Raw genomic sequence first — 19,749 nt, forward strand, 5'->3', positions numbered from 1 at the left:
GGGAGAGGGGTCAAACCATCCAAGCCATGAGTTCCTCTGATCAAAAAAGCCCTGAAGCGCAGATGAATCCGGCGCAAGCTGCTATCGAAATCGAAGCGTTTCGCACCCAGCTCGACGCCTGGTCCCACGCCTACTACGTGCTCGACGCGCCCAGCGTGCCCGATGCCGAATACGACCGCGTGTTCCGCGCGTTGCAGGCCCTGGAGGCCGCGCATCCCGAGCTGCTCACGCCCGACTCGCCGACCCAGCGCGTGGGTGGCCAGCCGCTGCCTTTCTTCACCCCGGTGCGTCACGCCGTGCCCATGCTCAGCATCCGCACCGAGACCGACACCGAGGCCACGGGCGCGCAGGCGTTCGACACGCGGGTGCGCAAGGAGCTCGGCCTGGCGCCGGACGCGCCGGCCGTGGGCTACGTAGCCGAACTCAAGTTCGACGGCCTGGCGATGAACCTGCGCTACGAGCGCGGCCTGCTGGTGCAGGCTGCGACGCGCGGCGACGGCAGCGTGGGCGAAGACGTCACGCAGAACATCAAGACCATCCGGCAAATCCCACTCAGGTTGCCGAAGGACGCGCCAGCCGTGCTCGAGGTGCGCGGCGAGGTCTACATGAAGCGCGCGGCCTTCGATGCGCTCAACGAGAAGCAGCGCGAAAAGGGCGAGAAGACCTTCGTCAACCCGCGCAACGCCGCGGCCGGCGCTGTGCGGCAACTCGACCCGGCCATCGCGGCGCAGCGCCCGCTGAGTTTCTTCGCCTATGGCCTGGGCGAGATCACGCCGGCCGAGCAGGGCGGCCCCGACTTCCAGAGCCATTTCCAGTTGCTGCTCACGCTGAAATCATGGGGATTTCCGGTGGCAGCGCAGGTGGAGACGGCGCAGGGTGCTTCTGAATTGATAGCATACCACCAGAAGATCGGCGCCGAGCGCGACCAGCTGCCGTACGACATCGACGGTGTCGTCTACAAGGTCGACAGCCTGGCACTGCAGCGCCAGCTTGGCTTCGTCTCGCGCGAGCCGCGCTGGGCCGTGGCCCACAAATACCCCGCGCAGGAACAGATGACGCCGGTGCAGGGCATCGACATCCAGGTCGGTCGCACCGGCAAGCTCACGCCGGTGGCACGGCTGGCGCCGGTCTTCGTCGGCGGCGTGACGGTGACCAATGCCACGCTGCACAACCTGTTCGAGATCCGCCGCAAGGGCGTGCGGGTGGGAGACACGGCCATCGTGCGGCGCGCCGGCGACGTGATCCCCGAGGTCGTCGGTGTGGTGCCGACGCCGCGACCTCATTACGTGCCCAACTTCCGCATGCCGCGCCAATGCCCGGTCTGCGGCAGTGCCGTGGTGCGCGAGCCGGGCGAAGTCAACCACCGCTGCACCGGCGGCCTGTTCTGCGCGGCGCAGCGCAAGGAGGCCATCCTGCATTTCGCGCAGCGGCGCGCGGTCGAGGTCGAAGGCCTGGGTGACAAACTCGTCGACCAGCTCGTCGAAGGCGGCCTGATCCGCACCTTGCCCGACCTCTACAAACTCGGCTTCACCGCCCTGGCCGCGCTCGACCGCATGGCCGACAAGTCGGCGCAGAACATCGTCGCCGCGCTCGAAAAATCCAAGCACACCACGCTGCCGCGCTTCCTGTTCGGCCTGGGCATCCGCCATGTGGGCGAGGCCACGGCGAAGGAACTGGCGCGGCATTTCGGCAAACTCGACGCGGTGATGGACGCCAGCGTCGAGCAGTTGCTCGAAGTGGCCGACGTCGGCCCGATCGTCGCGCAGAGCATCGTCACCTTCTTTGCCCAGCCGCACAACCGCGAGGTCGTCGAGCAACTGCGCGCGGCCGGCGTCACCTGGGAAGAGGGCGAGCCCGCCGCCGTGGCGCCGAAGCCGCTGGCCGGACAGACCTTCGTGCTCACCGGCACCTTCCCCACGCTGACCCGCGAAGAAGCCAAGGAACGGCTGGAAAACGCCGGCGCCAAGGTGGCCGGCTCGGTGAGCAAGAAGACGAGCTACGTCGTCGCCGGTGAAGAGGCCGGCAGCAAGCTGGACAAGGCGCTGGCGCTGGGGGTGGCGGTGATCGATGAGGCGGCGATGCTGGCTTTGTTGGGCTAGGGCCTCGCGCGTTCCTCTGCCTGTATCCACTTTTCCTATCCTGTAAGAGCCTCCCATGACCATCCGCGAAATCCTCAAGATGGGCGACCCGCGCCTGCTGCGCATCGCTCAGCCCGTCACCGAATTCGATACCGATGCGCTGCACCTGCTGATCGCCGACATGGCCGACACCATGCGGGCCGTCAATGGGGCCGGTCTGGCCGCGCCGCAGATCGGTGTCGACCTGCAACTGGTGATCTTCGGCACGCGCGACGTGAACCCGCGTTACCCCGACCGTCCGCTGGTGCCGCCCACGGTGTTGATCAACCCGGTGATCACCGTGCTTGGCGACGCGGAGGAAGAGGACTGGGAGGGCTGCCTTTCGGTGCCCGGCCTGCGCGGCCTGGTGCCGCGCGCGGCCCGGATCCGCTACACCGGCTTCGACCCCTATGGCGACCCGATCGACCGCACGGTGGACGGCTTCCATGCGCGCGTGGTGCAGCACGAATGCGACCACCTGATCGGCCGCCTGTATCCCACGCGCATGCGTGACCTGACCCAACTCGGCTTCACGGAAGTCTTATTCCCGGGGCTGGCGGCGACCGACGACGACTGAACGGAAGAGGGTCAGGCCTACAATGGGGCAGGCCATCCTGGCCCGCCCATCCGTTTTCTCTGAGCGTGTCGCACGCAGGAAGTTCTTCCGCATGCCCGCCACGCCCAGCGCACCCACCGCGGTGCCGTCCCCCCTGGCCATCGCCGACGCCGGCCTCGGTTACCTCACCAAGCTCGAGACCGTGCGCGGCAGCGGCGCCGACCTGCAGATGCGGTCGCTGCTCGACCGGCAGCAGTACTTCGACCCGCTCGGCGAGGCCGAACGCGCCGGTATTTCTTCGGCCGCCTGGCCGCTGTTCGGCCTGCTCTGGCCGTCCGGCCGCATGCTGGCGCACGTGATGCAAAGCTTCGACCTCGAAGGCAAGCACATCCTGGAACTCGGCTGCGGCCTGGGCCTGGCGAGCCTGGTGGTGCACCGGCGCGGCGGGGACATCACGGCCAGCGACAACCATCCGCTGGCGGGCGAGTTCATGCGCCAGAACCTGCTGCTGAACCTGCTGCCGGTGATGAAGTACCAGACCGCCGACTGGTCCCTGCCCAGCCCACCGCTGGAGCGTTTCGACCTGATCATCGGCAGCGACGTGTTGTACGACCGGGGGCAGCCGGAAGCGCTGTCGCAGTTCATCGAACGCCATGCCTCGCCCACGGCGGAAGTCCTGATCGTCGATCCCGATCGCGGCAACCGCGCGAGTTTCACGCGCAAGATGGGGGTGCTGGGGTACAGCCATGTGCAGACGCGGCTCACGCAACTGCCGGGCGAAGGTGGGGCTTACAAAGGACGGCTGTTGAGCTATCGACGGGCCGAGCAGGCGTGACAACGATGGACAGAGTATCTGAACCAGGCCCTTCGACAGACTCAGGGCGAACGGGGCAGGGTGGCCGGATTCAGGCGGCCAGCGCCTGAATCAGCTCCGTCTCGATCTCGATCCGCTTGCGGTTGTACTGCAGTTCCGCCCCCTGGATCAAAAAGCTGTCTTCCACCCGTTCGCCGAGCGTGCTGACCTTGGCCAGTTGCACGCTCAGGTGGTATTTGGCAAGCACGCGGGCCACCATGTACAGCAGGCCGAGGCGGTCGCTCGCGGAGATGGTGAGCAGCCATCGTTGGGCCTTCTCGTCGGGGCGCAGATCCACGCGCGGGGCGATCGGGAAGCTCTTCACGCGGCGTGACACGCGGCCGCGGCTTGGCGACGGCAACGGGCCTTGCTGTACCAAGGTGCGGTCGAGGTCGGTTTCGACCATGCTGGTGAGTTCGCGGTAGTGCTCGGGCAGCATGGAGGTGACGACCTGGAAGGTGTCGAGCGCATAGCCGTTGGTGGTGGTGTGCACCTTGGCGTCGACGATGGAGAAGCCTGCCTGGTCGAAGAAGCCGCAGATGCGTGCGAACAGGTCGGGTTGGTCGGGCGTGTAGACCATCACCTGCAGGCCTTCGCCCACCGGCGACAGCCGCGCACGCACGATGGCCTGGATCGGCTTGGCGTTCGGCGTGCCGGCCAGGTTCCTGGCCAAGGCGATGTGGCGTGAGAGCTGGCGCGTGTGCCAGGCGATGTCGGAGGCGTCGTGGCGCATGAAGTAGCCCACGTCCAGCGTGTCCCACAGCGCCTTCTGCGATTCGAAGGGCTCGGCGTGCAGGGCCAGCAGCACCAGCGCGTCGCGCTTGCGGCCTTCGACTTCGGCGTCCGGATCGGGCGCGCGGCCCCCGAGCACACGGATGGTGTAGCGGTACAGGTCTTCCAGCAGCTTGCCCTTCCACGCGTTCCACACCTTGGGGCTGGTGCCGCGGATGTCGGCCACGGTGAGCAGGTAGAGCGCGGTGAGGTAACGCTCGTTGCCCACGCGCTTGGCGAAATCGGCGATGACGTCGGGGTTGCTGAGGTCGGCCTTCTGCGCGATGCGGCTCATCGTCAGGTGTTCGATCACCAGGAATTCGATGAGCTGGGCGTCCTCGCGTTCGATGCCGTGCTGCGCGCAGAAGCGGCGCACGTCCTTGGCGCCGAGTTCGGAATGGTCGCCGCCGCGGCCTTTGGCGATGTCGTGGAACAGCGCGGCCGTGTACAGGATCCACGGCTTGTCCCAGCCGGCGGCGAGCTGCGAACAGCTGGGGTATTCGTGTGCATGCTCGGCCATGAAGAACCGGCGCATGTTGCGCAGCACCATCAGGATGTGCTGGTCCACGGTATAGACGTGGAACAGGTCGTGCTGCATCTGGCCCACGATCTTGCGAAACACCCACAGGTAGCGGCCCAGCACCGAGGTCTCGTTCATCAGCCGCATGGCGTGGGTGATGCCCACGGGCTGCTGCAGGATGCGGCGGAAGGTGTCGCGGTTCACCGGGTCGCTGCGGAACTTCGCGTCCATCAGCCCGCGGGCGTTGTACAGCGCGCGCAGCGTGCGCGCCGACAGGCCGCGCAGGCCCACGTTGGTCTCGTACAGCAGGAAGGTCTCGAGGATCGCGTGCGGATGCCGGTGGTACAGGTCGTCGCTGGCCACGTCGATCATGCCGGCCTTCTCGTTGAAGCGCTCGTTGATCGGCCGCGGCGCGTGGGTGGACGGGTTGAGCCGTTCCTCGATGTTGAGCAGCAGGATCTGGTTGAGCTGCGTCACGGCCTTGGCCGCCCAGTAGTAGCGCCGCATCAGCGATTCGCTGGCCCGCGCGGGCAAGCCCACGCCGTCGGACGACTCGGAGGTGTAGCCAAAGGATTCGGCCACGGCGGTCTGCAGGTCGAACACCAGCCGGTCTTCGCGGCGGCGCGCGATCAGGTGCAGCCGCGCGCGGATCAGGGTCAGCAGCGACTCGTTGCGCTTGATCTGGCGGGCCTCGAAGGGCGTGGCCAGGCCCGTCCGTACCAGGTCGTCCCAGCTGTTGCCGAGCCGGGCGGCCTTGGCCACCCACAGGATGGCCTGAAGGTCGCGCAGCCCGCCAGGCGATTCCTTGCAGTTGGGCTCCAGCGAATACGGCGTGTTCTCGAACTTGGTATGGCGCTGGCGCAGCTCCAGGGTCTTGGCGACGAAAAACGCCTTCGGATCGAGGGTCTCGGCGAAGCGGCGCTGAAAATCGGCGAAAAGCCGTGCATCGCCGGCGATGAGGCGCGACTCGAGCAGCGAGGTCTGCACTGTCACGTCCTTGGCCGATTCGGCCACGCACTCGGCGACGTTGCGCACGCTGGAGCCGATCTCCAGGCCGGTGTCCCAGCAACTGCCGATGAAGCCCTCGATGCGCGAGCGCAAATCCTCGTCGTGCTCGGGCGAGACGCCCTCGGGCAGCATCAGCAGCACGTCGACGTCGGAATAGGGAAACAGCTCGCCACGGCCGAAGCCGCCCACGGCCACCAGCGCGAACGAAGGCGTGAAGCCGGCCTCGGCCCACAGGGTGCGCAAGGTCTGGTCGGCCAGGTTCGACAGGTTCTGCAACGCGCTGTGCACGCCGCGCGTGCTGGCGCCGCTGTCGCGCACGTTTTGCAGGAGAAGGCTTTTCTGTTCCTGGTACCGGGCGCGCAGCGTCTGGACTTCGGCCATGGACGGCGTGGAGGCGATCAATTCGGGCAAGGTGCGCCGCGCCGGGTCAGGCGGCCGCGGTCGCCGTGGTGGCCGCGAGGGGCTGGGGCACGAAGGCCGGCGGCGGCGGGCTGCCGGCGGACAGCGTCAGCACCTCGTAGCCGGTTTCGGTGACCAGCACCGTGTGTTCCCACTGGGCGGACAGGGAGTGGTCCTTGGTGACGATGGTCCAGCCGTCGTTGCCGAATTCCTTGATCTCGCGCCGGCCGGCGTTGATCATCGGCTCGATGGTGAAGGTCATGCCCGGCTTGAGCTCCTCATGCGTGCCGGGCTTGCCGTAATGCAGCACCTGCGGCTCCTCGTGGAACACCTTGCCGATGCCGTGGCCGCAGAATTCGCGCACGACCGAATACCCCTGGGCCTCGGCGAACTTCTGGATCGCATGGCCCACGTCGCCGAGCCTGGCGCCGGGCTTGACCTGCAGGATGCCGTGCCACATGGCGTCATAGGTGATCGCGCACAGGCGCTTGGCGGCGATAGAGGCCTCGCCCAGGATGTACATGCGGCTGTTGTCGCCGAACCAGCCGTCCTTGGTGATCACGGTGACATCGACGTTCATGATGTCGCCCTTCTTGAGCGGCTTCTCGTTCGGGATGCCGTGGCAGACCACGTGGTTCAGCGACGTGCACAGGTGGCCGGGGTAGGGCGGGTAGCCTGGCGGCTGGTAGCCGATGGTGGCCGAACGTGTGCCCTGCTGCTGCATGTATTCGGCCGCGAGGCGGTCGATTTCCTTCGTGGTGACGCCGACCGCGACATGCGGCGTGAGGTAGTCCAGGACTTCGGAGGCCAGGCGGCAGGCCTCGCGCATGCCCGCGATGCCGGCTGCGTCTTTGTAGGTAATGCTCATGGGCGGAATTATCCCACTGCCGGTAACCGGGTGTACTTGGCACCCGCAAGCCAAGTTAAAATCCTGGGTTTTCCCGTACGCCCCGTTCGGCAGATCCGTCCAGCCCCATTCAGCGGCAGGATCAGGAAACCCGGATTCCAAGCTCAGCCACAGCTTCCAAGTCAACCAGGCCGCCAACGTGACCTTGCACACCGCTCCGTACCAAGTGACCCAGTTCGAAGGCGGCAACGCCCTCAGCGATTTCCGCGCCCAGCAACTCCTGCCCCGCCTGCAGAAGATCCACGACCGGATCAGCGGCATCTCCGCGCGTTTCGTGCACCTGGTGGCCTCCGACCACCTGCCGTCGGCCGAGGAAAAGGCCGGCTGGCAGGCGCTGCTGACCTACGGCGACGCCTATGCCGGGCCGTCGGACGGCGCGGCTTTCCTGGTCAGCCCGCGGCTGGGCACCGTGTCGCCCTGGGCCTCCAAGGCCACCGACATCGCCCACAACTGCGGCCTGGCTGTGAAACGCATCGAGCGGCTCACCGAATACCGCGTCACGCTCAAATCAGGCCTGCTCGGCAAGGCCAGCCTGAGCGAAGCCCAGCGCGCCCAGGTGGCGGCCCTGCTGCACGACCGCATGACCGAGAGCGTGATGTTCGACCGCGCCGAGGCCAACCGCCTGTTCGAGAGCCTGGAAGCCGCGCCGCTGGCCACCATCGACGTGCTCGGCGGCGGCGAAGCCGCGCTGCGCGAGGCCAACCAGCGTTTCGGCCTGGCGCTGGCCGAGGACGAGATCGACTACCTGGCCAAGGCCTTCACGCAACTCCAGCGCAACCCGAGCGACGTCGAGCTCATGATGTTCGCCCAGGCCAACAGCGAACACTGCCGCCACAAGATCTTCAACGCCCAGTTCACCATCGACGGTGCGGCGCAGGACAAGAGCCTGTTCGGCATGATCCGCAACACCCACCAGCTGGCGCCCGCGCACACGGTTGTGGCGTACTCCGACAACGCCTCGGTGATGGAAGGCCTGCCAGTCGAACGGTTTGTGGCCAATTCGGCCGCTGGCGCAGGCGAGTCCAGCGTGGGCTGCTATGAAAAGCAGAGCGCCTTGAGCCATGTGCTGATGAAGGTCGAGACGCACAACCATCCGACCGCGATTTCGCCGTTCCCCGGTGCGTCCACCGGCGCGGGCGGCGAGATCCGCGACGAAGGCGCCACCGGCCGCGGCTCGCGCCCCAAGGCCGGCCTGACCGGCTTCACGGTCTCCAAGCTCTGGCCCGCGCCCGGCGATGCCGACTACGGCAAGCCCGAACATATCGCCAGCCCGCTGCAGATCATGATCGAAGGCCCGCTCGGCGGCGCCGCGTTCAACAACGAATTCGGCCGGCCCAACCTGCTCGGCTACTTCCGCGAATACGAGCAGACCGTCGCCTCCGACGTGGACAGCATCCGCCGCGGCTACCACAAGCCCATCATGATCGCCGGCGGCCTGGGCGCGATCGACGCGGGGCAGACCAAGAAGATCGAATTCCCCGCCGGCTCGCTGCTGATCCAGCTCGGCGGCCCCGGCATGCGCATCGGCATGGGCGGCAGCGCTGCGAGTTCGATGGCGACCGGCGCGAACGCGGCCGAACTCGACTTCGATTCGGTGCAGCGCGGCAACCCCGAGATCGAACGCCGCGCGCAGGAGGTCATCAACCGCTGCTGGCAGCAGGGTGCGAACAACCCCATCCTGGCCATCCACGACGTGGGCGCGGGCGGTTTGTCCAATGCTTTCCCTGAGCTCACCAACGACGCCGGCCGCGGCGCACGTTTCGACCTGCGCGCCGTGCCGCTCGAGGAAAGCGGCATGAGCCCCAAGGAAATCTGGAGCAACGAGAGCCAGGAACGCTACGTGCTGGCCATCGCGCCCGAGTCGCTGGCGCAGTTCACCGCGTTCTGCGAACGCGAGCGTTGCCCGTTCGCGGTGGTCGGCGTGGCAACAGAGGAACGGCAACTGGTGCTGGCCGACTCTGCCGTGCAACCTGATTCCCCCGTTCGCCCTGAGCTTGTCGAAGGGCAGGCTTCGACAAGCTCAGCCCGAACGGAACCGGTGAACATGCCGATGAACGTCCTCCTCGGCAAGCCGCCGAAGATGCACCGCGACGTGAAGACGGTGGCCCGCCAGTTCGCGCCGCTTGAACTCACCGGCGTGTCGCTGCAGCAGGCCGCGATCGACGTGCTGGCGCACCCGACCGTGGCTTCCAAGCGTTTCCTCATCACCATCGGCGACCGCACCGTGGGTGGCCTGTCGCACCGCGACCAGATGGTCGGTCCGTGGCAGGTGCCGGTGGCCGACTGCGCCGTGACGCTGGCCGACTACGCCGGCTTCGGCGGCGAGGCCATGAGCCTGGGCGAGCGCACGCCGCTGGCCGCGATCGATGCGCCGGCCTCGGGCCGCATGGCCGTGGGCGAAGCCATCACCAACCTGCTGGCCGCGCCCATCGAACTGCCGCGCGTGAAGCTTTCCGCCAACTGGATGGCCGCCTGCGGCGAACCCGGCGAAGACGCGGCGCTGTATGCCACGGTGCGCGCCGTGGGCATGGAACTGTGCCCGGCGCTCGGCATCTCGATTCCGGTCGGCAAGGACAGCCTGTCGATGCGCACCCAGTGGACGGAAGGGGATGACAAGAAGAAAGTCACCTCGCCGGTGAGCCTGATCGTCACCGCCTTCGCCACCTTGCCGGACGTGCGCGGCACCCTCACGCCCCAGTTGAACACCGAGGAGACCGATACCACGCTGGTGTTGGTCGACCTCGGCCGCGGCCAGCACCGCATGGCCGGCAGCATCCTGGCGCAGGTGCTGAACCAGGTGGGCGACGCTGCGCCCGACCTCGACGATCCGCAGGACCTGGTGAACCTGGTCAATGCGGTCAACACCCTGCGCGCCCAGGGCCGCATCCTGGCCTACCACGACCGCAGCGACGGCGGCCTGTTCGCCGCCGCCTGCGAAATGGCCTTCGCCGGCCACGTCGGCGTGTCGCTCAACGTGGACATGCTGGTCATCGAAGGCGACGGCATTTCCGACAGCCGCATGGACAGCGGCGACGCCAAGAACTGGGCCACCCAGGTCGGCGCGCGCCGTGAGGAACTCACGCTCAAGGCGCTGTTCAACGAAGAACTCGGCGTGCTGCTGCAGGTGCGCACCGAGGAGCGCAATGCCGTGATGCAGACGCTGCGCGAACACGGCCTCAGCAAATACAGCCACTTCGTCGGCAAGACCCGGCCTGCCAACTCGGCGATGCAGGCCGGCGTGGGCGAGGTGCAGGTCTGGCGCGACACCAAGGTGGTGTTCAGCGCCAAACTGGCCGACCTGCACCAGGTCTGGGACAGCGTGAGCTGGAAGATCTGCCAGCAGCGCGACAACCCGGCCAACGCCGATGCCGAACACGCGGCCGCCGGTGCGGAAAACGATCCGGGCATGCACGTGTTCCTGCCATCGGCGCCGGCTGCGCCGCTGGCACCTGCGCTGATGCTGTCGCGCCCCAAGGTGGCCGTGCTGCGCGAGCAGGGCGTGAATTCGCACGTGGAAATGGCCTATGCCTTCAACGAGGCCGGCTTCGAGACCTTCGACGTGCACATGACCGACCTGCAGACCGGCCGCGCCAAACTGGCCGACTTCAAGGGCATCGTCGCCTGCGGCGGCTTCAGCTACGGCGACACGCTGGGCGCGGGCATCGGCTGGGCGCGGTCCATCACCTTCAATCCGGCGCTGGCCGAGCAATTCCGCGCGTTCTTCGCACGTCAGGACACGCTCGGCCTGGGCGTGTGCAACGGCTGCCAGATGTTCGCCGAACTCGCCGAGATCATTCCCGGCGCCGAGGCCTGGCCGCGTTTCACCACCAACCGCAGCGAACGCTTCGAGGCGCGGCTGTCCATGGTCGAGGTGCTGGATTCACCGAGCCTGTTCTTCAAGGGCATGGCCGGCAGCCGGTTGCCGATCGCCGTGGCCCACGGCGAGGGTTATGCCAACTTCGCCGCGCGCGGCGACGCGAGCCGAGCCATCGCCGCCATGCGCTACGTGGACAACTTCGGTCAGCCGACCGAAGCCTATCCGTTCAACCCGAACGGCAGCGCCGGCGGCCTGACCGCGGTGACCACGGCCGACGGCCGCTTCACGGCCATGATGCCGCACCCCGAGCGCGTGTTCCGCAACGTGCAGATGAGCTGGACTTCGGGTGACGTCGGTGCACCGAGCCCCTGGATGCAGCTCTGGCACAACGCGCGCCGCTGGGTCGGCTGACCGTCAGCGGCCGAGCAGCTTCAGGATGCTCGCGTGCAGGGCCTCGGCGGTGATGGGCTTCTGCAGCACCGGATAGGCCGCCTCGGCCTCGCGCAGCGCCTCCGATGAGGTGTCGCCGGTGATGATCAACACGGCCATGCGCCCATGGCGGGCCTGCAGCTGCTCAGCCAGGCGCGCGCCGTGGTCGCCTGCACGCAGCCGCAGGTCGGCGACCAGCAGGTCGGGCGCGCCGTCGGCCAGCATCAGCGCGTGGGCTTCGCCGCCGTCGCTGGCGGTGCAGACCCGCATCTGCCACAGCTTCAGCAAGGTGGTCATGCTCTTGAGGATGTCGTCCTCGTCGTCGATGAGCATCACGCGCAGGCCGGCCAGGCCGGCGGCGGGCTCGACGCGCGCCGGCACCACACGCTGCGCCGGATGCGTCACCGCCGCGGGCAGGCGCAGCGTGAAGCTGGTGCCGACGCCGGGCGCCGAGTTCAACGCGATGGTGGCGCCGATAAGATCGGCGAGCCGTTGCACGATGGCCAGGCCCAGGCCGACGCCACGGCTGCGGTCGCGGCCGGGGTTGTCGATCTGGTAGAACTCTTCGAACACCCGCTCCTGCTCCACGAGGCGGATGCCCTTGCCGGTGTCGCTGACCGTGATGAATCCGTCGCGTCCGTCGATGCCATCCGCGCCGCAGCTGACGCAGACCTCGCCGGCATCGGTGTACTTCAGGGCGTTATCGAGCAGGTTGCGCGCGATGCGTGTCACCGCCATCGCGTCGGAAAACACCGCCACCGGCCGCAAATGGCGGCGCAGCACGAGTTGCTTCGCCGTCGCCGCGTTGGCGTGTTCGCTGCACAGGCCGTCGAGCAATTCGTCGAGCGAGAACACCTGCTTGTGCGAGACGTAGTTGCCGGCGGAGAGCTTGGAGATGTCGAGCAGGCCGGTCAGCAGGCTGCCGAGCGAACGCACGATCTGGTCGATGTTCTGGCCGACCTCCTTCAGCGTCTCGGGGGTCGGCCGCGCGGCCAGGATGGCGCTGTAGATGGAAAGCGCGTGCAGCGGCTGGCGCAGGTCATGGCTGGCGGAGGCCAGCACCCGCGCGCGCGCCTGGGCCGACTCCTCGGCGCGCGCCATGGCCTGGCGCACCACGGCATTGCTGCGCTCCAGGTCGCGGACCATCTTGTCGCGTTCGTGGCGGATGTTGAGGGAGCGCAGCAGCAGCCGCTCGGCATGGATCGCCACCACCACCAGCAGCGCGCAGTACAGGCTGCAGAGCACGAGCAGGCCCACCAGCTGTTGCGGGTGCTGCAGGCCCCAGCTGAGGGCGGTCGGGATCACCACCGCCACCGAGAACACGCCGACGATGGTCCGCGAGGACATCGACGTCGCCGCGCCGGAGGCGGCAACGGCCATCTGGATCACGGCCAGGATGGCCTGGTCCTCGATCGATAGCACGGGGAACATCAGCACGCCGGCCAGCCCCTGGGTCGCGCCGGAGAGCAGCGCCATGGCGACCATCTGCCGGTACACCCGCTTCGCGTCGATGTGCGGCAGCCGGGGGATGAGCCGGTGCGCGTACCAGGCGCGACCGAGTTCGACCAGCATGGTCAGCACCGCCCAGGAGATGAAGGCATGGCCGGGTGCGCGCCCGCCCACGGTCAGGCCCATGCCCAGGATCAGCGCCGCCTGCATGGCGGGCTTCAGCCGCAGCATGGCGGCATGCAGGCCGATGAGCTCGAGCAGCATTTCCTCGCGCGTTGCGCCTGCCGGCTGCGCGTCGCCGGGGGATACCGCCGGGGCGGCGCGATCCAGCGGAATGGTGGCACGGTCCATCAGTAGTGGTCGGCACTCGGCCCGAGGCCCAGGCGCGCGGCCTTGATCACGGCTTCCGTGCGGTTGTGGACGCCGAGCGCCTGGAAGAGGGCGGCGATGTATTCCTTGACCGTGTGTTCCGACAGGCCGAGTTCACGCGCGATGATCTTGGTCGGCAGGCCGCGCGACAGGCCGGCCAGCACGTCGGCCTGGCGCGGCGACAGCGCGGGCGCGGTCGTGTCGGGCGAGGCGGCGGCTTCGCTGAGCAGCATGTCCTCGGGCAGGTAGATCCGCCCGGCCAGCACCTGGCGCATGGCCAGGGTCAGCATCTCGGGCGGCATGCTCTTGGGCACGTAGCTCATGGCACCGGCGTCCAGGCTGGCGCGGATGCTGGCCTGGTCGTCGGCGGCGGACACCACCACCACAGCCACCGAAGGCGCCAGCAGCTTGATGCGGTTCAACGCGAGCAGGCCGTGCTGTTCCTTGAGCTTGAGGTCGAGCAGGCACAACTGCAGGTCGGTGTGGGCGGCGGCCAGGGCCTCGACCTGTTCCACCGTGCCGGCTTCGAGCACCTGCATGTCGGGGGCGATGGTCGACAGCAACAGGCGCAGGCCGGCCCTGAACAATGCGTGGTCGTCTACCAGCAGGACTTTCATGGCGTCTGGTCGTTGGGTCGGTGAATGATTCTAGGGCGGGCCGGCGCCGTCACATCCCCTCCGATGGGGGGATTGCCCCGCTAGCCCGAGCCAGGGGCGGCCTGCAGCCGCTGCAAGTCCGCCAGGGTGTTCGCGTTGAAGAACGCCGTTGCCTCGTCGTGGTCCGCCGTGAAGGGCACCAGCGCCAGGGCGTGTTGCGCCGCCCAGCCGTACACCCGCCGGCCGTCCTGGGCCACGAACCGCGCCAGGTCTGCGGCCAGCCGGGTGTCGATCAGGCAGAACACCGGTTGCGGGCGCAGCACACGCGAAGCGTCGTCTTGCTCGGAGGCCGCGGCCATGGCGATGTCGGCCCCGTCGCGCACCAGCGCCGCGGCCAGCCGCGCCACCAGGTCCAGCGGGAAATGGGGCGTGTCGCACGGTACGGTGACGAGATAGGGGGTGCGGCAATGCTGCAGCCCGGCAAGGAAGCCGGCAAGCGGACCGGCGAATGCCTCGTCCGCCGCGCCGCCACGCGCACCATGGGCATCGGCGACCACCGGCGCCCCCAGCGCGGCATAGGCGTCGAGGTTGCGATTGGCATTGAGCAGCACCTGGCCCACCTGGGGCCGCAGGCGTTGCAGGCTGTGTTGGGCCAGCGGCATGCCGTTGAAGGGTTGCAGGCCCTTGTCGACGCCGCCCATGCGGGAACCACGGCCACCGGCCAGCACCAGGCCGGTGATGTGCGCGAGCGGCAGCGGGTTCATCCCCCGATGTAGCTCATCTCGACGCGCCGGGCTGCCGGCGCCTGGTCGGCGGGCTGGGCACTGCGCAGCGCCGAATAACGGTCGTCGCGGCCCTGCCAGATGTGGGCCACGGCGGAGGCCAGCACCGCGTCCGACGCACCGTTGCGCAGCAGCGAGCGCAGGTCGTGCCCCTGGCTGGCGAACAGGCAGAGGTAGAGCTGGCCCTCGGTAGACAGGCGGGCGCGGCTGCAGTCGTGGCAGAAGGCCTGGGTCACGCTGCTGATCACGCCGATCTCGCCGGCCGCCGCGTCGTGCCGGCCTTCGGCGTCCGCATAGCCCCAGCGCGCCGCGGTCTCGCCGGGCGCCGAGGGACTGAGCGCGACCAGCGGCATCTCGGCATGCAGACGTGCCACGACCTCGCTCGAGGGCAGCACCTCGTCCATGCGCCAGCCGTTGGTGGCACCCACATCCATGTATTCGATGAAGCGCAGCGTGACCCCGCTGCCTTTGAAATGCCGGGCCATCGGCAGGATCTGCTGGTCGTTGGTGCCGCGCTTCACGACCATGTTGACCTTGATCTGGCCAAGCCCGGCGCGCTGCGCGGCTTCGATGCCGGCCAGCACGTCGCGCACCGGGAAGTCCACGTCGTTCATGCTGCGGAACACCGCATCGTCGAGGCCGTCCAGGCTCACCGTCACGCGCTGCAGGCCGGCGTCTTTCAGCGCCTGTGCCTTGCGCGCCAGCAGCGAGCCGTTGGTGGTGAGCGTGAGGTCCGGCGCGGTGCCGTCGGTCGTGCGCAGCGCGGCCAGCTGGGCCACGAGTTGCTCCAGGTTCTTGCGCAGCAGCGGCTCGCCGCCGGTCAGCCGGATCTTGCGCACGCCGTGGGCCAGGAAGACCCGGGCCAGCCGCGTGATCTCCTCGAAGCTCAGCAGTGCGCTGTGCGGCAGGTAGGGATAGTCCTTGTTGAAGACTTCCTTGGGCATGCAGTAGCTGCAGCGGAAGTTGCAGCGGTCGGTGACGCTGATGCGCAGGTCGTGCAGCGGCCGGCCGAGGCGGTCGCCGAGCAGGCCGGTGCTGGGCAGCAGCGCTGCGTTCGCGCCAGCCATCGGCGCGTTGCCGAGGATGCGGCGCTGGTCGACCAGGGGAATGATGCGTGCGGACATGGGCCGATTCTGCCCGACTGGGCCCGCGGGTGTCGCCCGAGCGCGCTAAGCCTTGGCGCCGCCAGTGGCAAAGGAGCAAACCTGCGCCGGCGCATCCGGCGCATCCCGGCTCATCGCCGGGTCACCAAGGTTTTCAAGCGTGTGTAGGCGAGGGTGCCGTCCAGGCCTTCGGCCATGGCCGCTTCGACCCCGCCATGGTGGTTCACCGTCAGGTGGGCACAGCGCAGTCCCCTGGCCAGGCGCAGGGGGCGGTCCGCGTCGCCGGTCCAGAGCGTGGCGCGGGCGGTGGTGGCGGCGATGGCGGACGTGCCGCCGTTGATGCGTTCCAGCAGTTCTTCCTCGTTGTCGAACGGCGCGGCGGCCAGCACCGGGCCCGCCACGGCATCGAGCGCGCCGGACCGGTCCGGCGGCAGGTCGCGCAGCAGCGTCGGCGCCTGGTAGAAGCCGGTTTCGGGGGCTTCGTCGACCACCACACCCTGCGCCACCACCACCATGCCGGCCGCGTCCGCGTCCGACAGGAAGTCCCATACGCGCTGCTGCTGGCCGTGGCGGATCAGCGGGCCCATGTCCAGATCATGGTGGGCCGGGCCGACGCGCAAGGCTTCGAAGGCGCCGGCCAGACGGTCGAGCATTGGCTCGTAAATGGCCCGCTCCACCAGCAGGTGCGAGCCCGCCGCACCGCCCTGGCCGCAGCCCTGCAGCAGCGCCTGCACGATGGCGGGCACGGCGGTGTCAAGGTCGGCATCGGCGAACACGATCTGCGGGCCCGTGCCTCGGCTCTGGTCGTTGCCGCCGATCAGCACCGGGCATTGGCGTTCCGCCGCGGCCTGCTGGACCAGGGTGACCAGTGGCGGGCTGCCGGTCAGGCTGAGATGGTCCACGCCCTTGTGGCGCGCCAGGGCTTCGGCAACTTCCTGGTCGTAGCCGGTGAGGACGTTGAGGGCACCGGCCGGCAGGCCCGCCTCGGCCGCGAGCTGGGCCACGCGCAGCAGCGCCAGGCTGGTTTCATCGGCCGGCTTGACCACGCACACGTTGCCGGCGGCCAGTGCCGCGCCCACGGTCGCGCCGAAGATCCGCAGCGGTTCGTACCAGGGGATGATGTGGCCGGTCACGCCGCGCGGCTCGCGCCAGCGCAGCGAATGGCCACCGCCCGGCGTGGCCGCGGGAACCGGCTGCGGCTGCGCACATGCCGCCGCATGCCCCGCCAGACTGCGGGCCAGGGCGGCCACGTCGGCGGTGGCCTGGCGTGTGGTTTTGCCGGCCTCCTGCTGCACGATGGCGCCCAGCTCGCCCGCATGCTCGCCGACCGCCTGCGACAGGCGCTGCAGCAAGCGCCCGCGCTCGGCCGCATCGACCTTGCTCCACACGCCGTCGAAGCCGTCGCGCGCGGCGGCCACCGCGTCATCGACGTCCTGCGCATTGCTGCGCTGGATGTCCTCGAAGGGCTGGCCGTCGGACGGGTCGATCACGGACAGGGTGCGCCCGGACGCGGAGGGCACGCGGGCATTGGCGATGAAGTTGAGCTGCATGCGCACCATTCTGCGTGAATCATGCTTCAGCCGCACACTTGCAAGCCTGATCGGCCGCCAGCGCAGTCCCAGTCTGCGAAGGTCGCTACTGAATGTGTAGCGACCGGCGTGGTGTCAGGTTTCGGCGAACAGCTCCGCCACCGGCACCGGACGGCCTTCGCGCGCCGCGCGGTCCACGGCCAGCGTCACAGCCAGCGTCTGCATCGCGTCGCGGCCCGGCACCACGGGTTCGGCCTCGCGCCTCGCGACGGCGATGAAGTTCTCCAACTGGTTCACGTAGGCGCTGGAAAACACCGGCTGCAGGCCGCGGCGCACCGTGCGGTCGCGCCAGTCGCCATCCGCGGTCTCATGGCCCCAGAGGTGCATCATCGGCAGCGCGAGCGTGCCCTTGCGTCCGCCGATGTAATAACAATTCTCGGGTTCGTGGTGGAAGTACAGCGCCTGGCCGGAGGTGACGTCGTAGGTGAAAGGCGAGGGCACGACGTCGCTCATCATGAAGGTGCCGAGCGCGCCGCTGGTGAAGCGGAAGATCACCGCCGCCGTGTCCTCGACCGCGAAGCCGCGGGCCTGGCTCGAGGCGATGGCCTGCACGCTCTCGATGTCGCCGCACATGTAGCGCAGGCAGTCGATGTCGTGGATCAGGTTGATCAGCATCGGCCCGCCGCCGGGCTGGCGGCGCCATGCGGCGTCGAAATAGCGGTCCTGCTTCTTCACCAGCCACATGCCGTTGACGGCCACGATGTCGCCGAGCTCGCCGGCCTGGACCGCGCGCCTGGCTTCGCGGATGTCGGGGCTGTGGCGCCGGTGGTGGCCGACCAGCATCGGCACGCCGGCGGCTTCTGCCGCGTCGACGAGGCGCATCGCGGCCGCCACGTTTTCGGCGATGGGTTTTTCCATCAGCATCGGCAGTTGGCGTTCGACGCAGGCCAGGCCGGCTTCCACGTGCAAGGCGTTGGGCAGGGCGACGATCACCGCGTCGAGTGCCTCCTTGTCGAGCATTTCAAGATAGCTGGCGTAGTGCGGCACGCCGAGCGAGGCCGCATAGCCCACGGCTTCGGGCGATGGATCGGCCAGTGCCACCAGCACGGTGCCGGGATGCTTGAGGACCAGCGTGGCATGTTCCCGGCCGATCAGGCCGGCGCCGAGAAGGCCGATGCGCAAAGGGGGCTTGGTGGTCATGTCCATCCTCACTTTGACGCCGCGTCGAAACGGCGGCGCAGCGCGTCGAGCGCGAGGATGTAGCCGTCGGCGCCCAGGCCGGCGATCACCGCATGCGCGGTCTTCGACACCAGCGAATGGTGGTAGATGGCTTCGCGCTGGTGGATGTTGGACAGGTGCACCTCGAACTTCACGCCGTCGAAGGCCTTGAGGGAGTCGAGCAGGGCGATGGAGGTGAACGAGAAACCGGCCGGGTTGATGATGATGGCCACGGCCTTCTTGCGCGCCTCGTGCACGCTGTTGATGATTTCGCCCTCGATGTTCGATTGGCGGAAGTCGATCTCGAAACCGTGTTCCTTGCCGCGCGCGATGCAGCGCTGCTCGATGTCGGCCAGCGTGTCGTGGCCGTAGATGTGCGGCTCGCGTTCGCCGAGCAGGTTCAGGTTCGGGCCGTTGAGGATGAAGACGGTCTGGGTCATGGGGGTCTCGTTCAGTGCTGGGCCAGGATCTGGCCCAGGAAGGTCTTGGTGCGCTGGTGCTGCGGGTTGCCGAAGAACTCGGCGGGCGCGGCTTCCTCGACGATTTCGCCCTCGGCCATGAAGATCACGCGGTCGGCCACGGCCTTGGCGAAGCCCATTTCGTGCGTCACGCAGATCATGGTCACGCCGGTTTCGGCCAGCGAAATCATGGTGTCGAGCACTTCCTTGACCATTTCCGGGTCGAGCGCGGACGTGGGCTCGTCGAACAGCATGATCTTCGGGTCCATGCACAGGGCGCGGGCGATGGCCACGCGCTGCTGCTGGCCGCCCGAGAGCTGCGCCGGATGTTTGCCGGCCTGGTCGGCCACCCGCACGCGCTGCAGGTGTTTCATGGCCGCGGCGCGGGCCTGCTCCTTGTTCATCTTGCCGGTCTTCACCGGCGCGAGCATGCAGTTCTCCAGCACCGTGAGGTGCGGGAACAGGTTGAACTGCTGGAACACCATGCCCACTTCCTGGCGCACCTTGTCGATGTCCTTGCCGTGGCCGGCGGAGACGTCGATGCCGTCGACGAGGATCTTGCCTTCCTGGCAGGCTTCCAGGTGGTTGATGCAGCGCACCAGCGTCGACTTGCCCGAGCCCGACGGGCCGCACAGCACGATGCGCTGGCCGGCCTGCACCTCGAAGTTGATGTTCTTCAGCGCGTGGTACGCGCCGTACCACTTCTGCACGCCGGCCATCGAGATGATGGGAGCGGACGGATTCGTATTTTGTGATGCCATTTTGAATTCCAGAACGTCAAACCCAACCCCGTTCGTGCTGAGCCTGTCGAAGCACATCCGATTGCCCTGAGCGCTTCGAAGGGGCTGAGCCCGTCGCCCAACGCATG

14 protein-coding genes are annotated in these 19,749 nt (G+C 68.2%); 4 read left to right on the top strand and 10 right to left on the bottom strand.

Going from position 1 to position 19,749, the window contains the following annotated elements; all coding sequences use genetic code 11:
* The first annotated feature begins 26 nt into the window (after window positions 1-26).
* From ligA to RD110_RS13030, 3 genes are all read left to right on the top strand, one after another.
* Window positions 27-2,099: an NAD-dependent DNA ligase LigA gene (gene ligA / locus RD110_RS13020; RefSeq protein WP_076199881.1), complete on the top strand. Its 2,073-nt coding sequence runs from the start codon at window positions 27-29 to the stop codon at window positions 2,097-2,099.
* A gap of 55 nt (window positions 2,100-2,154) precedes the next feature.
* Window positions 2,155-2,694, top strand: a complete 540-nt coding sequence (gene def, locus RD110_RS13025) for a peptide deformylase (protein WP_076199882.1) — start codon at window positions 2,155-2,157, stop codon at window positions 2,692-2,694.
* A 91-nt stretch (window positions 2,695-2,785) separates the two neighbouring features.
* Window positions 2,786-3,508, top strand: a complete 723-nt coding sequence (locus RD110_RS13030; protein WP_083686251.1) for a class I SAM-dependent methyltransferase — start codon at window positions 2,786-2,788, stop codon at window positions 3,506-3,508.
* 70 nt (window positions 3,509-3,578) lie between these two features.
* On the opposite strand, the gene RD110_RS13035 is transcribed toward RD110_RS13030, so the two are convergent.
* Window positions 3,579-6,206 carry a [protein-PII] uridylyltransferase gene (locus RD110_RS13035; protein ID WP_076199883.1) on the bottom strand — a complete coding sequence of 876 codons (2,628 nt, stop codon included), beginning with the start codon at window positions 6,204-6,206 and terminating at the stop codon, window positions 3,579-3,581.
* A gap of 46 nt (window positions 6,207-6,252) precedes the next feature.
* Window positions 6,253-7,092: a type I methionyl aminopeptidase gene (map, locus tag RD110_RS13040; RefSeq protein WP_076199884.1), complete on the bottom strand. Its 840-nt coding sequence runs from the start codon at window positions 7,090-7,092 to the stop codon at window positions 6,253-6,255.
* Window positions 7,093-7,276: 184 nt separating this feature from the next.
* Here map and purL point away from each other — a divergent pair, with 184 nt between their 5' ends.
* Window positions 7,277-11,359 (top strand): phosphoribosylformylglycinamidine synthase, encoded by a 4,083-nt coding sequence (gene purL / locus RD110_RS13045; protein ID WP_394329455.1) that lies wholly within the window; start codon window positions 7,277-7,279, stop codon window positions 11,357-11,359.
* A 3-nt stretch (window positions 11,360-11,362) separates the two neighbouring features.
* Here the strand turns inward: purL and RD110_RS13050 are convergent, their stop codons facing one another.
* The 8 genes from RD110_RS13050 to RD110_RS13085 form a co-directional block, all read right to left on the bottom strand.
* Window positions 11,363-13,177: a hybrid sensor histidine kinase/response regulator gene (locus RD110_RS13050; RefSeq protein ID WP_076199886.1), complete on the bottom strand. Its 1,815-nt coding sequence runs from the start codon at window positions 13,175-13,177 to the stop codon at window positions 11,363-11,365.
* A complete protein-coding gene (locus tag RD110_RS13055; RefSeq protein ID WP_076199887.1) occupies window positions 13,177-13,812 on the bottom strand; it encodes a response regulator in 636 nt (211 codons plus the stop codon). Before RD110_RS13055 ends, RD110_RS13050 begins: the two co-directional genes overlap by 1 nt.
* Before the next feature lie 80 nt (window positions 13,813-13,892).
* Window positions 13,893-14,555: a molybdenum cofactor guanylyltransferase MobA gene (gene mobA / locus RD110_RS13060; protein ID WP_076199888.1), complete on the bottom strand. Its 663-nt coding sequence runs from the start codon at window positions 14,553-14,555 to the stop codon at window positions 13,893-13,895.
* Complete coding sequence (gene moaA / locus RD110_RS13065) at window positions 14,552-15,697, bottom strand: GTP 3',8-cyclase MoaA (RefSeq protein WP_076199889.1); 1,146 nt, start codon at window positions 15,695-15,697, stop codon at window positions 14,552-14,554. The genes mobA and moaA overlap by 4 nt, the downstream gene beginning before the upstream one ends.
* Before the next feature lie 110 nt (window positions 15,698-15,807).
* The gene (locus tag RD110_RS13070) at window positions 15,808-17,226 is read right to left on the bottom strand and encodes an aldehyde dehydrogenase family protein (RefSeq protein ID WP_239467231.1); all 1,419 of its coding nucleotides are present in this window, start codon (window positions 17,224-17,226) and stop codon (window positions 15,808-15,810) included.
* Window positions 17,227-17,340: 114 nt separating this feature from the next.
* On the bottom strand, window positions 17,341-18,405 hold the full coding sequence (locus tag RD110_RS13075) for a Gfo/Idh/MocA family protein (RefSeq protein WP_076204918.1): 1,065 nt from the start codon (window positions 18,403-18,405) through the stop codon (window positions 17,341-17,343).
* A gap of 8 nt (window positions 18,406-18,413) precedes the next feature.
* A complete protein-coding gene (locus tag RD110_RS13080) occupies window positions 18,414-18,863 on the bottom strand; it encodes a type II 3-dehydroquinate dehydratase (protein WP_076199891.1) in 450 nt (149 codons plus the stop codon).
* An 11-nt stretch (window positions 18,864-18,874) separates the two neighbouring features.
* Entirely contained in the window at window positions 18,875-19,642 is a 768-nt protein-coding gene (locus RD110_RS13085) for an amino acid ABC transporter ATP-binding protein (protein ID WP_076199892.1), read from the bottom strand.
* Between the last annotated feature and the right edge of the window lie 107 nt (window positions 19,643-19,749).

This window comes from Rhodoferax koreense, from assembly GCF_001955695.1.
GTDB lineage: Bacteria > Pseudomonadota > Gammaproteobacteria > Burkholderiales > Burkholderiaceae_C > Rhodoferax_B > Rhodoferax_B koreensis.